Origin of the sequence: Acinetobacter baumannii (assembly GCF_009759685.1) — a bacterium.
GTDB classification, from domain to species: domain Bacteria; phylum Pseudomonadota; class Gammaproteobacteria; order Pseudomonadales; family Moraxellaceae; genus Acinetobacter; species Acinetobacter baumannii.
Genome location: NZ_CP046654.1, coordinates 3529187 through 3543270, shown reverse-complemented (window position 1 = coordinate 3543270; position 14084 = coordinate 3529187). Strand labels below are relative to the sequence as shown.

The 14084-nt window shown below is 36.2% G+C and carries 9 protein-coding genes; 6 read left to right on the top strand and 3 right to left on the bottom strand.

Features of this window, described 5'->3' with window-relative positions:
* Positions 1-12 precede the first annotated feature (12 nt).
* The 6 genes from GO593_RS16915 (at position 13) to GO593_RS16890 (ending at position 10395) form a co-directional block, all read left to right on the top strand.
* On the top strand, positions 13-561 hold the full coding sequence (locus GO593_RS16915) for a TetR/AcrR family transcriptional regulator (RefSeq protein ID WP_001180453.1): 549 nt from the start codon (positions 13-15) through the stop codon (positions 559-561).
* 239 nt (positions 562-800) lie between these two features.
* Positions 801-2540 (top strand): ShlB/FhaC/HecB family hemolysin secretion/activation protein, encoded by a 1740-nt coding sequence (locus GO593_RS16910; RefSeq protein WP_000956370.1) that lies wholly within the window; start codon positions 801-803, stop codon positions 2538-2540.
* Positions 2541-2564: 24 nt separating this feature from the next.
* The gene (locus GO593_RS16905; RefSeq protein ID WP_002134361.1) at positions 2565-8750 is read left to right on the top strand and encodes a two-partner secretion domain-containing protein; all 6186 of its coding nucleotides are present in this window, start codon (positions 2565-2567) and stop codon (positions 8748-8750) included.
* An 11-nt stretch (positions 8751-8761) separates the two neighbouring features.
* Positions 8762-9181, top strand: a complete 420-nt coding sequence (locus GO593_RS16900) for a DUF596 domain-containing protein (RefSeq protein WP_000482554.1) — start codon at positions 8762-8764, stop codon at positions 9179-9181.
* Entirely contained in the window at positions 9181-9477 is a 297-nt protein-coding gene (locus GO593_RS16895) for a hypothetical protein (protein ID WP_000608625.1), read from the top strand. Before GO593_RS16900 ends, GO593_RS16895 begins: the two co-directional genes overlap by 1 nt.
* Positions 9478-10254: 777 nt before the next feature.
* Entirely contained in the window at positions 10255-10395 is a 141-nt protein-coding gene (locus GO593_RS16890; RefSeq protein WP_000770268.1) for a hypothetical protein, read from the top strand.
* 194 nt (positions 10396-10589) lie between these two features.
* Here GO593_RS16890 and GO593_RS16885 read toward each other — a convergent pair whose 3' ends face one another.
* Genes GO593_RS16885 through GO593_RS16875 form a run of 3 tightly spaced genes read right to left on the bottom strand, consistent with a single transcriptional unit; the run spans position 10590 to position 14049 of the window.
* Positions 10590-11930, bottom strand: a complete 1341-nt coding sequence (locus tag GO593_RS16885; RefSeq protein ID WP_000786782.1) for an MFS transporter — start codon at positions 11928-11930, stop codon at positions 10590-10592.
* A gap of 9 nt (positions 11931-11939) precedes the next feature.
* Positions 11940-12752 (bottom strand): amidohydrolase family protein, encoded by an 813-nt coding sequence (locus GO593_RS16880; protein WP_000995631.1) that lies wholly within the window; start codon positions 12750-12752, stop codon positions 11940-11942.
* Between the two features lie 7 nt (positions 12753-12759).
* The gene (locus GO593_RS16875) at positions 12760-14049 is read right to left on the bottom strand and encodes an SLC13 family permease (RefSeq protein ID WP_000126040.1); all 1290 of its coding nucleotides are present in this window, start codon (positions 14047-14049) and stop codon (positions 12760-12762) included.
* Between the last annotated feature and the right edge of the window lie 35 nt (positions 14050-14084).

Genomic DNA, 14084 nt, shown 5'->3' with positions numbered 1-14084 from the left:
AACGGTAAAACTATGCAAAATTTAAAAACTTCTTCCAAAAAATTACAGGTTATTCATACTGCCATACGTCTATTTGTTACTTACGGTTTTCACACGACGGGCGTAGACCTAATTATTAAAGAAGCCAAAATAACCAAGGCGACTTTTTATAATTACTTTCACTCAAAAGAACGGTTAATTGAAATGTGCATCGCTTTTCAAAAAAGCCTGCTGAAAGAAGAAGTACTTGCCATTATTTACTCAAGTCGTTACCGCACTTCAAAGTACAAACTCAAAGAAATTATAAACTTACATGTTAAGTTTAATAGCCTGTATTACCTTTTGCTTAAAGCCTTTTTTGAAATTAAACATATGTATGTGAGCGCTTACCGTATGGCGGTTGAGTATAGAAAATGGCTACTTCATGAGATTTTTGACCTCATTTTTAGTTTAGAGACCCATGCATTAAAACCCAATGCCAATTTGGTTTTAAACCTAATTGATGGCTTGATGTTCCAGATTTTAAGCTCAAAGAGTTTGGAAGAGAGGGATGTGGTGGTGGAGAGGTTTTTAAAAATTTAATTATTTGATTTTCATCTAAATTATTAAGTTATTATGTGGAATAATTGAAGACGAAGTTTCTTTACCAAATTTGTTCATAAGTTAGCAAAATCATTCCTAATACACACTTAAAATAGGCTCAAACAGTATAAATATTAATAATTACTAGGAATTTCATATTACATAAACATAGAGAAAAATTGAATAATATGTTTTTTTGTGTAAAATAAAGTTCTTATACGTACAATTCTGTATATGTGATGTTAACTAAGAACTTTATAACTTCTTCTATTATTTTTTTTGCGGGTTTTCATCAATATGTTTATGCGATTGAAGATGTCTCTTTACCCAGTCAGGTATTGCAAGATCAGCGTTTAAAAGAGCTTAACCAACAATTACAAGACCAGCTTGCTCAGCAAACTCATTATCAAAACACCAAGCCATTACAGGACTTTAAGCATCTGGTTGTTGAAGAAAGCCCATGCGTAACGGTTAAAGAAATTAGTCTTATCCCTTTAATTGGTCAGTCGGAATCTGACTTAAAGCAATTTAACTTTGTGATTAAGGCCATAAAAAAACACCCACAGGATATTCTGGGTAAATGTATTGGTACCCAAAGTTTGCATAACATTGTGAACTATGCCCAAAACGAACTTTTAAAAAAAGGTTTTATTACCAGTCAAATTGTCGTGAGTCCGCAAGACTTAAGTCAGGGGAATCTAAACCTGAGTATACAAATCGGACGCTTAAATAAGATTGTTATACAAGAAGGAAAAATTTCCTCATTACAGCTTAAGACTGGGTTGCCATTTAAAGCTGGCGACATTGTGAACCTAAAAAGGCTCGATCAGGGGCTGGAAAATCTAAAACGTGTCTATGCGGTAGATATGCAAATTACTCCCGCAACTGCTCAAGATAAAGAATTAACGGGCTATAGCGATTTAATACTCAAACTTCAAGCACTACAAAAAGTTAATTTCAATTTAAGTGTAGATGATTCGGGTAATCAGGACACTGGTACCTATATGGGGAATATTGGGATAGGTATCAATAACCCGTTTCATTTAAATGATATTTTATCGTTAAACGTGAGTCACTCATTAGATAACTTTCATGAAGATTTAAACCGAAGTTATTTCATTAGTTATCAGTTGCCTGTTGGTTATTATGATTTAGGTTTTAGCTACAATGACTATCAATATAAGCAAACAGTCTTAGGAGGGAATGGTCCACTGCTTTACCATGGCAACAGTCAGCAAGCCAACCTAAATTTATCTCGTGTGATTAGCCGTAGTGGGCAACATAAAACCAGCGTGTATGGAAAGCTTTATCATAAAGAAAGCCAAAGTTTTATTGACGATATTGAAATTAATGTTTTACACCGAAGAACCTCAGGCTGGAATTTAGGCGTTCAACACCGTCAATATTTAGGAAATGCGGTATTAGACGGCAGCATCGATTACCGTCGTGGGATGGGGGTGGGTGCCCGAACTGCACCAGAAGAAAATATTACCGATGTTTACGGAAACCATCTTCCTGTTGAAGGTTACTCCCGTGCTCCGCTTTGGAGTGCAGATCTGCGTTATATCACCCCATTTCTTTTGCTCGATAAACCTGCCCAGTACCGACTTAACTGGCGTGGGCAATATGCACCTAAAATTTTAGTACCCAATGACCGCTTTTATATTGGTGGGCGCTATAGCGTGCGTGGCTTCGATGGTGAACTCATGCTTTCAGGAGATAACGGCCAGTATCTACAGCAAGAAATCAGCTTGAATGCACCAATTCCAAATACCCAGTTTTACATGGCAGTTGATCAGGGCTGGGTAAATGGCCGCAATAGCATACCGGGTCAGCGTTATTTACTCGGGAGTGTTTTAGGTCTGCGCACCTATCAAAATAGTTTTTATCTGGATGCCTTTACAGGTCGCGGGCTGATTGCACCTGACAGCATAAAAAAAGACTGGATTACCGGTTTTAGTATCAATCTCTCTTATTAATTTACTTTAGAAAAGACTTAATTCATGAACAAGAATAGTTATCGCATTATTTATAGCAAAGCACGTCAAATGTTTGTGGCGGTGGCCGAAAATGTACGAAGCCAAACCAAGACTTCTGGTCAAAGTGAAGTAAGTACCCAGAGCAATATTGATAAAACTGAATCTCAGGCATTTCATCAACTCTGGCAAGTGAAAGCATTGGTTGCCAGTATTAGCCTGTGGATGCCTTTAGCACCTGTGTATGCGGGTATTGTAGCGGACAGTGCCGCAAATGCTGCGAATAGAGCAGTTATTGGTGCTGGAAAGAACTCAGCAGGTACAGTCGTTCCTGTCGTTAATATTCAAACTCCAAAAAATGGGATATCCCATAATATTTATAAACAGTTTGATGTGTTGGCTGAAGGTGCAGTACTCAATAACAGCCGTCAGGGTGCTACGACAAAAACAGTAGGAAACGTTGCAGCGAACCCATTTTTAGCTACAGGTGAAGCACGAGTTATTTTAAATGAAGTAAATTCATCAGCCGCTTCACGCTTTGAGGGGAACTTGGAAGTTGCAGGGCAAATGGCTGATGTGATTATTGCCAACCCGTCTGGTATTAGTATTAAAGGTGGTGGCTTTATTAATGCCAACAAGGCAATTTTCACCACAGGTAAACCTCAGTTAAATGCTGATGGCAGTATCAAGCAGTTTACGGTTGACCAAGGAAAAATTACGGTCTCAGCAAACCCTAATTCTAAATTTGGTTTGGGTGGAAATAATAACGATGCAAATTATGTGGATCTCTATGCGCGTGCATTAGAGCTTAGTGCTGAGCTACGTGCTAAAAATGATATTCAGGTGATTGCCGGGGCAAATAATGTCAGTGCAGATTTACAGGATGTTACAGCTAAAACAGGTACTGGAACAGCACCAACATTGGCTGTGGATGTTAAAGCACTGGGTGGGATGTATGCCAACAACATTTATTTGATGGGAACTGAAAAAGGTTTAGGTGTGACTAACGCTGGGACTATTCAAGCAGTAAACAATCTGGTAATTACCAGTGCCGGAAAGATTGAACACAGTGGTACAATCAGTTCGAACAGTAAAACTCAAGGTTTAGTGAACATACAAACAACGGGTACGGGTGCAGCTGCCGATATCAACTCATCAGGTAGTATTAATAGTAATAGCATGTTAAATATCGATTCAGGTAATAACCTGAATGTAAATGCTAAAGAAATTATTATTAATAACGGTAGCTTGGCTTCCTCTCCTTTAATGATCAATACTAAAGGTAATTTAAATTTAGCAGCTAATAGTCGAATTTTTAATGATGCGCAGAGCGGGGATGTATATGTTGATGCAGCGAACATCAATCTGGCAGCTAACGCAGGCATCACCAGTAACCGTGGTACAGCAAGCATACAGGTACAAAAAGACTTGGTTGCAGCCAAAGGCGCAAAACTGATTGCTGCCAAAGATTTAAATGTTTTAAGTAATGGTAAGTTATCACTTACTGAGAACCATATACAGGCATCTTTAGGTTCAATCAATCTACAAGCAAATTCAGCTAATACCCAAAACCTGATTGATCTTCAAGGCGGAACGATTTATGCGGGTAAAGATCTTAACCTTTATAGTTCAGGAGATTTAAACCTAAAGAATCTTGGATTTTCACTTGAAAACGCTGCAACAAGAGTTAAAAACATTAAAGCCTACAGTGGACGTGATCTGGTCTGGAACAATGCTGACAAGGCACTTCCCCTTATTACAGGCATGGTTCAGCTTGATGCAGCCAATAATTTAACCGTTACGGCAAAAGAAATCTCGAATAAAGATAGTATTCAACTACATGCCAATCAAATAGCACTCAATAGTGCATTGACCTCACAAAAGAATATTGATGTGAGTTCTGAAATTGCTGATCTTGTTTTAAGTCAGGCACTCAAGGCTCAAGGTGATATTAATCTAACCGCACTTGCTGGTGGAGTTACTGCAAATAGCTTAAAGGCCACATCTTCGGCTGGAAAGATTTCTATACTCGCGAATAAAAATATAAATTTAAACTCGACCCAGACAAGCAAGGCGATGCCTTCAGCTGATAAAGATGAATTAACAACTGATCAGACGGTTATTAGTGGCTTAAAAGGGGTAACACTTGGCTCGATTGGTGATGGCACCGTTAACTTGCAATCGGTACAAGTTAATGCAAGTCAGGGCGATATATTAGTTTCGAGTAATAATGGAATAAATTTAAAAGCTAATAATGATGTAGTTGTTACTGGGGATACGGGCCGATTTAAAACGGTAAATAATGTTTTAAAAGGACAAACTGTTTCGATAGAAAATAGCAAATCCGATATTAAAATCCAAAATACAGATCTAGGCTCTACGGTTGGTAAACTTGCGATCAATAGTAGAGCAGGCATGAGTACAATTATCGATAGCGTATTAACGTCAAAAGGTAATACTGAACTCTATGCAAAAGATTTACTGACTTTACAGGGCGTGAATGCTACTTCAGACCAGCATCTGGCAGTAAGCTCTGGCCGTACGGTTTATAGCAATGCTGAGTATACGCCAGCGACCAAATGGATTGCGAATAAAGTAACAAACTTAACATCTAAGGGTGTCACCTCTGTAACGGCTACAGGAAACCAAGTATTACAAAATACAAATTTAACCGGCGGAGCTGTTCTATTAGAAGCGGGTGGTTTTATTCTAGGTCAGACTGGATTGAACTTAAATGCGGTCGGAAGTGATTTACTTAAGAATGATACAAAGTTAAATAGTTTAAATGGTGACCTAACTATTCAAACAAATTCTAACTTAACGATTGACCCAAAAGTTTATAGCTTAAAGGCGGTAGGTGATATTGAACTTGTTTCTAAAACAGGCACTTTGACTTTAAAAGGCTATGGCGGTACTGCGGGGAATGGATCAGAACAAGTTGTTAAGTTGGATACAGCAAATGGTGGTATCAATTTAGAGGGTGCTAAAGTTGATATTCAAGGTTCACAATTAACCGCGCAAAAAGATATTAAGATCGTTTCAAGTAAAGATGAAGTGCTGATTGATGGGATAAAAAATAGTCTTAAAGAAGTTGTTAGTCTAAAATATACGAAAGAACTTAATGATGAGTTGAAAGATTTAAATAATAGTTTAATTAAAGAAGAGTCTGAGTTAATAAATAAAGCCAGATATAATGATTATAAGTCAGAATTAGATAGTATTCTTGAGAAAAGAAAAAAAATTGAACAAATGATGAAACTTCCTTTTACTAAAGGAGTAGGCCAAAAGTTATTGGATGAAATAACAATAATGCAAAATAATTTAGAGGAAAAATATCCAGAAATAAATGGTCCATCTAACAAACTTAAAGTAATTATTAAGGATGTGGAAGCTAACATAAGTTTTTTTAAAAATAGTATAAATGGTTCAGAGCATACTGAAACTAAATTAACTTCAAAATCAGGAAATATAAATATTACATCTGCTAAAGGACTATCTATTAGTGGAGGAAATATTTCTGCTCAAACGGGGCAGGTAAATTTAGAAGCAAGTGGTGTTTTAGCCGAACAGTATAAATCTACAACCACTACAGAGACTAATTCACAGCCAAGAATATTAAATACAAGTATTATTATTGATGGTCATACAGATTTCTATGATAAAGGAAATGAAAATGACGATAATTATAGTATGCGAACATTAGTTAGCCCTACCATTATTAATGGTGATAAAGGGGTTAACATAAGAACTGTAGGTAAAACTAAAGATGATAATCTAGTCTTACAAGCCACAGGTATTACATCAAAAAATAGTGACGTAAAAATAGAATCAAATAAAAGTATTTTATTTGATGCCGCAGTTGAACAAAGTTATGACCGTACAATAACTACTGAAAAGAAAAAATCTTGGGGTGGTTTAAAGAAAAAATATATTACGACTGTAGCTGAGAGTAATGATACTAATGCAGCTTCAGTTGATATTTCTGGAAAAAATATTTTTATTGAAACGAAAAAACTAGATCCATCTGTAGATGCTAAAAATCCAGATAATAATATTGATATTTATTCTGGGCGCTTTACTGCTGATGGTGGAAAAATTACGATTAATTCTGGGGGGAATCTTAACTTTTATACAGTCGAAGAGAGTTCTGATAGTAATGTAGATATTACAAAAAAATCATCGTTTGCTGGAATTAAATACAATACTTCTAAAACTAATGCAACTCGTACGCAGGTTACTGAATTACCTGCAATCTTAAAGGCAGATTACATTGGTACTAAATCAGGATTTGATACCCGACTTGTTGGAACCGAGTTTGAATATTTAAAAGACGCAACTATCGAAGCTGGTGGTAAGTTAGATCTCATTGCCGCGAAAACATCTATTACTGACCTAGTTAAAAAAGAAAAGAATTCTGTAGTCTGGCAGTCAATGCAAGATAAAGGCTCAATTACTGAAACTGCTCAGCTACCAAGTTTTAATGGGCCAGTTTTACCTACCTTTAAAGCCGCTGGTGGTTTGAGTGTGCAAGTTCCAATCAGTGAAAAAGACGCTAATAAAGTTGAGTTGCGGGATGAAATTCTAAAACTGGCTAATCAGCCAGGAAATGCATATCTTAAAGAATTAGTTAACCGAAAAGATGTTGATTGGCAAACAGTTTTATTAACCCAAAAAGATTGGGATTATAAATCACAAGGTTTAACAGGTGCTGGTGCAGCAATTATTGCAATTATTGTTGCCGTTTTAACTTATGGAGCAGGAACAGCATTGATTGGGACTACTGCCGCAGCTGGTGCAGGAACGACCACAGCAGCAGTGGGGACAACTACTGTAGCTGCAGCTGGAGGAGGAACAATTACAACATTTGGTGGAATGACTTTAGCAACTACTACAGCAGCAGGAGTAACGACTTATACCACCACAGGAATAATGGTTAATGCGGCTTTAACTTCTATAGCAACTCAAGCCTCTATCGGCTTAGTAAATAATCAGGGAAATGTTACACAGACGCTAAAAGATTTGGGTTCTAAAGATACAGTTAGGAATTTAGCAACAGCCGTGGTGACAGCTGGATTGTTAGATAAAGTTGGTGGTACAGCCACAATGCAATCTTTGAAAGCCTTGGGTAATACACCTGACGTATTAATGAATCTCGCAGCAAAAACAGCAACGGCAATTATTGAAACAACAATCAGGACAGGAATAAATTCAACTATTACAGGAGAAAGCTTCTCAGATGGTTTAGAGGATTTACTTTATCAGTCATTGGGGACAGCTATTCAAGGAACGATGGCGAATCAGATTCATTTGAATAAAGAAATTATTTCTGATGGATTAATGAAAAATATTTTAAGCCAAGTTGCTCATGCTACAGCAGGTTGTACTGGGGCTGCGATAGGAGGTGGTGAATGTATCGCTGGTGCAATTGGTGCTGCTGTTGGTGAAAGTGTTGCAGAATATATGAAACAATATTCTAGTGATCAAAAATTAATAACTAATATTAGTAATGCAATGGCTGTTACGATAGCGGCAGCAACAGGATATGATACTGCTATTGCACAGCAAGCCTCAGAAACAGCTGTTACTAATAATGCTTTTTGGGTGCCATTAATTGCTGCAGTAATGATTGCAGATAGAGCTTATAGTGCTTACCAAATTTATAGAGATGTACAAGATGTTGTTGATGGTAAAAAATCTTTAGAGCAATTAGCTATTGAAAAAGGTACGGCTTATGTTGAGCGTGCCATTCTTGGAAATTTAACCAGTAAAGGTCTAGGAATAGTTTCAGAAGGTGGCAAAAAAGTTATTAAACGTGTGACGTATATTGCCCCTGAAAAAGAAATTGCAGAGCTTTTTACAAAGACCAACTCAAGAAATACGTTAACAATTGCAGGGTTAGACATTAAAAAAGGCTACAATCCTGTAAATAGTCAGACAACTGTTATATTGGATAGCCAAAAATTAACATCTAATAATATTAAAGAGTATGCGCAGCAATTAGCTGGTACGGTTCCTCTTAAAGCGGTAGGTAATGGTGATAAACAAATTTATGTGGCAACTTTGGGTAATGGGCAACAAATCCGCTTACGAAGTGTTTCAAGCTCAGCAAGTCAGACTAGAGCTAGATGGACAATTGATATTCAGGGTAATCCAGGTATTAATAATTCGTTAGGGTTATCTCCTAAAGAAAAAATAGAAATTAAGTTTAGATAATGGAGTAGATAATGTTTAATTTAATTGATAAACATTTTAATGAATTAATGAAATCGCCTAAGTTTCAGGCATTAGATGGTATTTGGCTATCAATTAGTCGATTAGGTAATGATTTAGAATTTTATGAAATTGTGGACAATAACTTTGATTTAAAAAAAACAATATTTTTCTATATTTTAGAAAAGTTAATGAAAAATGGTGATTTATTACTTGCTAAAAGCGAAAATGATGAAATTTTATATGACATGCCTATCTCTGAGCAATTGGAATGGTTCAAACTATCATTCCCTCAATCAGAACGACATGCGGAGGAATTAGGTGTTGTTGATGTCGGAACTTGGCTTGTTGTTTATGATAAAGATTTTTGTCCATTAAGACCTGTCTGGGTCTATACACTTAAAAATGGTGAAAAACATTTAGAGTGGGCATAATGATTAATAAGTTTAATGTTGATCAAATTGACTATATGTTAAATTTTCAAGAAGCCAAATATCATCATTTAGGATGGCTGTGGGATGCAATTGACAGCTTAGAACGAAATATCGGTTTGCCAGTAAGTTTAATAAATAATTTTGCTTTGAAAAAAGAATTTTTTTTCAATATGTTGAGGAAGTTAATTTTAGAAAATAAACTAAAATTAGCTAGAAACAATAAAATACTAGATGATGAAATTTCAGGGGTTTTATCTGAATTTAGCTTAATTTTTCCTATATCCGAAGAGTCTTGAGAGGATCTTGGTGGTGTACATGTATGGTTTATGCTCAACAGTGAAGAATATTGCCCTTTTTGGCCAGTTTGGGTGGATATAGATGAAAACGGTAATGAAAAATTGTGGTGGGCAGAATAAAAGTAAGTCTAAATAGAAGAAAGTTTTATGTCGTACTTCTAGAAAACTAGTTACTTGATTCTATTCTTAAATAAGAATTCATATGTTTTATTCTTGTCTACAATGAATCAAGTATAGTGAAAAGAGACCATTAATTGGTCTCTTTTCAATTTTTGTATCAAAAAATAAACTAAGTTTTGAAACTTTCGGTAAAGTTGGTTTTCTTCCTTAATGCAACATAATCATGGAGTTCGTAGATGTAAAGTATACATAACGGTAAAAGAGAAATAGGGAAGCTCCCCGAATAATCTTTTACAATACCCGTAATACAGTTCTAAGCCCATTAGCAAGTAAAAGTGCTCCTTTAATTGTAATATTTAAAATAAGTTTTTATACTTTTTATAGGCAAGAATAATCAAATATTTCATCATTCTAGAAGATTCCTTTCTTTATCTTTTATTGAAATATTGATCCTGTACAGGAAAATACTAAATATAAGTTATATTGAAAAAAGTGTAAGTAAACTGCACTATTGTCCTTAAAGAAGTTTACAAAGATATAGGCTTTTTTATTACACATTGCTTAAAAAATATACAGAAATCTCTTTAAAACGAGTTAGAACGCTACAAACGCGAATGATACTTTAAACTCCACTCTTCCCAATAAGTGAGGTGAGCTATGAAATTGTTAGCTTTGGTTAGTATGGGAGTTGCAGCGAGTTATTGGTATAAAACTATAAAAGATAGCAAGCCAACTCTTCTGAAACCAAATTTTGATGAAATCGTAAAAAACTTTGTAATAGCAGAATTTAAAGTCTAATACATATTATGAAATTTAGTTAAATAAAAAGCTCATCGGAAGATGGGCTTTTTTGTTGGAGTAAAAACAGACAAGCTTATAGTTTTCATATAAAAATAAGAAAATATTGACCCATCTTAGCTTCTATATATTTGTTATGAATAAAAAAGAGACCATTAATGGTCTCTTTTAATTAAATCTTTTATTTCTAAAACCTAAACCAACTTTTGAACCTTTTGCGCTTTTGGCAATGTCGGTTTTCTTCCCAAATACAACGCAATCATGGCACCCGTAAATGTAAGCATACATAACGGTAAAAGAGAAATAGGGAAGCTTCCCGAATAATCTTTTACAATACCCATAATAGAGTTCATAAGCCCAGTACCAATATGCGCAATCGTATTCACCGCTGCAATACCTACAGCCACTAAAGTAGGTGGTAAGCGCTCAGAAACCAATGCCCAGAAAGGACCTTTAATGGCATAGTTACCCATCAAAACGAGTGAGAATAAAAGTAAGCTCAAAGTTAAAGACGAGGTAAAAATAGTAAGGAGCAAACCAAAACTGGTCACAAATAACGGAATAGCTGTGTTGAGACTCTTATTACCACTTTTATCGGCATGTACGCCCCAAACAATCATGAAAGCGGCAGCTAAACCAAACGGAATCATATTTAAAAGACCTGTCTGCATGGCAGTTAGATGAAAGGCTTTTAAAATCTGAGGCATCCATAACGATAAAATATTGCTGGTTGCTGAACTTCCTGCATAAATAATTGCAAAGAACCATAGATATTTATTGGTAATCAGCAGCTTGAACTTACTCTTTTTCTGTTCGGCACTGTCTTGTTTTTCAGAGTTCAACAATTGATTTTTTTCAAAAGTTAAAGTGCTTGATAACCAGTCCTTTTCTTCTTGATTTAACCATTTAACATTATTTGCGGTATTTGGCAGCCATACAAGGCATAACAAACCAAGAAGGATTGCAGGTAATGCTTCAAGTATTAAAAGCACTTGCCATCCACTTAAGCCCAGTAAACCATGCAAGCCTAACAATAAGGCAGATAATGGTGAACCAATAAAGTTAGATAAAGGAATCGCAACCATAAATACGGCAACAATTCGAGCCATATATCGTTTAGGGAACCATAGTGTTAAATACAGTAATACGCCTGGGAAAAATCCGGCTTCGGCAGCACCAAGTAAAAAGCGTGAAATTGCATATGAAATAGGGCCAGTAATGAAGGCAGTACAGCAACCGACAATGCCCCAAGTAATCATGATTCTGGCAATCCAGATACGTGCACCTAGCTTTTCCATAGCCATGTTACTTGGAATTTCAAATATGACATATGCAATAAAAAATAATGTCGCACCAAAACCAAAGGCAGTAGCAGTTAAACCAATTTCTTGGTTCATGGTTAAAGCGGCAAAACCAATATTCACCCGATCAATATATGCGATGAAATAACAAAGAATGAGGAAAGGAAGAATACGAAAAGAAAGTTTACGGATCGTTGACTTTTCTACTTCCGATATAGATATATCATTTTTCATACATACTCCTTATGTACGTGAGAAACCAAACAGCTCGGTAGGGTTCTGATTTAAAATTAAACATTGCTCGTGTTTATCAAACACAATATGTTTAAAAGCTTTAATCGCATCTTCATAAGTTATTAAAGATTCATGTTGGGTATGCGGCCAATCACTTCCCCAAATAAGTTTGTGTAAAAAACCTTTTTCTTTAACAATGTTATAGGCCTGTCGTGCCGTATTTATGTTGTTTGGAGTAGTGCCCAAACGGTAGAAACCGGACACTTTAATCCAGTGCTGTTTTACGTTAAGTAAGCTTAAAAACTTCTGATAATCTGGATCTTCAATCCCTTTAACAGGGTCAACTCGGCCAAAATGATCAATTACGACATCAAAGCTGTATTCATCCAATTGTGGCAAAAGCTGAACCAGATATTTCGGCGGTGCGTGTATCTCAATTTGCCAGTTGAGGCTTTCTACATTTCGTAAAAATTTTTGCCAGTCAGGCGTATTTAGCGCAGGAGGGTTAAGACCGAATAGATTTAAGCGAACACCAACGATGCCTTGTGCCTTGAGATTGACTAGCTCATCAAACGTCGTCGTATGTTGAACAACGGCGATCCCTTTTAAACGCTCAGGGTATTGCTGAATTGCGTTTAACATCGCTTGGTTGTTGGTGCCCAAAAAGCTGGGTTGAACCAAAACACCATGCGTGAAATTGTGTTCATCAAGATGAGAGATAAAACTTTGTACAGTTGCCTCATAATCAGGTGCATAACGTGCTGTTTCGATACTGTGGTCCTGTGTCGAAAAAACATGTGCATGTGTATCTATACAGTTCATTTTCATCTCACATTACAAATTTTAAAGCAAAAATAGCGATTAAAGCGGCAATGACTCCTACAGGAATTGCTTTAAATAACAGTTGATTAAAGAATTTGGTTTTGTCGATGTCTGCTGGTGCTGAAGCCATAATGAGGCTACCGCCAGACGAGAAAGGAGAAATCGCTGTAGACTGAGCGCCAACCACAATACAAATAAACAGCACTAGTGGGTTTAGGCCAGAGGTAAGTGCAAGCGCAGGAACAATTGGAAATAAGGTAGGAGCAACCACCCCTAGAGTGCTTGAAAATACAGACATAATGGCACTGATCAGACATAAAAGTACTGGAATGACCCACACAGGAACATTGTTTGCTAACCATTCAGATAGGGTAGTAATAATGCCAAGTTTCACACCTAATGCGATGAGCATACCGACACCGCAAATCATGATCAGTGTTCCCCAAGGCACAAGTGCAATGACCTTTTTCTCATCCGCAAGTTTCATAAGTAAACTAATGAGCGAGAAGGTAATCGCAAGGAAGGCAATATCAATTTTGGAGTTTAAAAAGCTAATTGTTTTTACATCGGGAAAAACAAGATGCAAGATTGGAAAAACTAAAACAATCGACATCATTAAAATAATAAGGAAGATGGATTGTTTCTGTTTTTTGTCGAATGGTTCAGGCTTTTGATCTTCAATCACAATTGAATTACTTTTTCTATTCCAGAGGGTATAAATTCCCAACACCGCAATTGGAATAATTAAAGTCAAGACAAAAATTCCACTGCTATATGAAAAAGCTGTTTGCGAGCTAATGCCAGTATTTTCCATTAAGCTTCGGAAAATAATGCCACTTTGCGATGTCATAAAATTTGCGCCAGCTAAAGCGCCGTAATTTGCAGCCATCCCACCAATAATCATATTCATATTGGTTTTTTTACACAGCAGCAGTGTAATGGGTGCCATAAAGGCAAGTACTGTATAAAAACCAGCACCTAGGCCAGCAATAATGGTTGCTGCGAAAAAAATCGCTAAAGGTAAAAACTGAGGAAACTTACGGCATTTATATAGAAGATGGCTGGCAAGTTTCTCTAAAGCACCATTTGCCAAAGCAAAGTTATAAAACAGAGTGACAGATAAAATAATAAAGAAAATTTTGACAGGCCATAATTCAATAACTTCGGAAGGTTTAAGACCCATGCCAAAGCAACCAATCAGGTAGGCAAACGCTATCGTAAAAAATCCGATATTAATTTTCGTTTTATAACCTAAACCTATCGATACGGCTAAAGCCATCAGCATCAATGCAGTCATATTATCTTCCTTGATAAATATATAAACATCTAAAC

What these genes read in the sequence shown, in the direction of transcription:
- GO593_RS16915 (WP_001180453.1), top strand. Translation starts at nt 13, where the DNA reads ATGCAAAATTTAAAAACTTCTTCCAAAAAATTACAGGTTATTCATACT.
- GO593_RS16910 (WP_000956370.1), top strand. Translation starts at nt 801, where the DNA reads ATGTTAACTAAGAACTTTATAACTTCTTCTATTATTTTTTTTGCGGGT.
- GO593_RS16905 (WP_002134361.1), top strand. Translation starts at nt 2,565, where the DNA reads ATGAACAAGAATAGTTATCGCATTATTTATAGCAAAGCACGTCAAATG.
- GO593_RS16900 (WP_000482554.1), top strand. Translation starts at nt 8,762, where the DNA reads ATGTTTAATTTAATTGATAAACATTTTAATGAATTAATGAAATCGCCT.
- GO593_RS16895 (WP_000608625.1), top strand. Translation starts at nt 9,181, where the DNA reads ATGATTAATAAGTTTAATGTTGATCAAATTGACTATATGTTAAATTTT.
- GO593_RS16890 (WP_000770268.1), top strand. Translation starts at nt 10,255, where the DNA reads ATGAAATTGTTAGCTTTGGTTAGTATGGGAGTTGCAGCGAGTTATTGG.
- GO593_RS16885 (WP_000786782.1), bottom strand. Translation starts at nt 11,930, where the DNA reads ATGAAAAATGATATATCTATATCGGAAGTAGAAAAGTCAACGATCCGT.
- GO593_RS16880 (WP_000995631.1), bottom strand. Translation starts at nt 12,752, where the DNA reads ATGAACTGTATAGATACACATGCACATGTTTTTTCGACACAGGACCAC.
- GO593_RS16875 (WP_000126040.1), bottom strand. Translation starts at nt 14,049, where the DNA reads ATGACTGCATTGATGCTGATGGCTTTAGCCGTATCGATAGGTTTAGGT.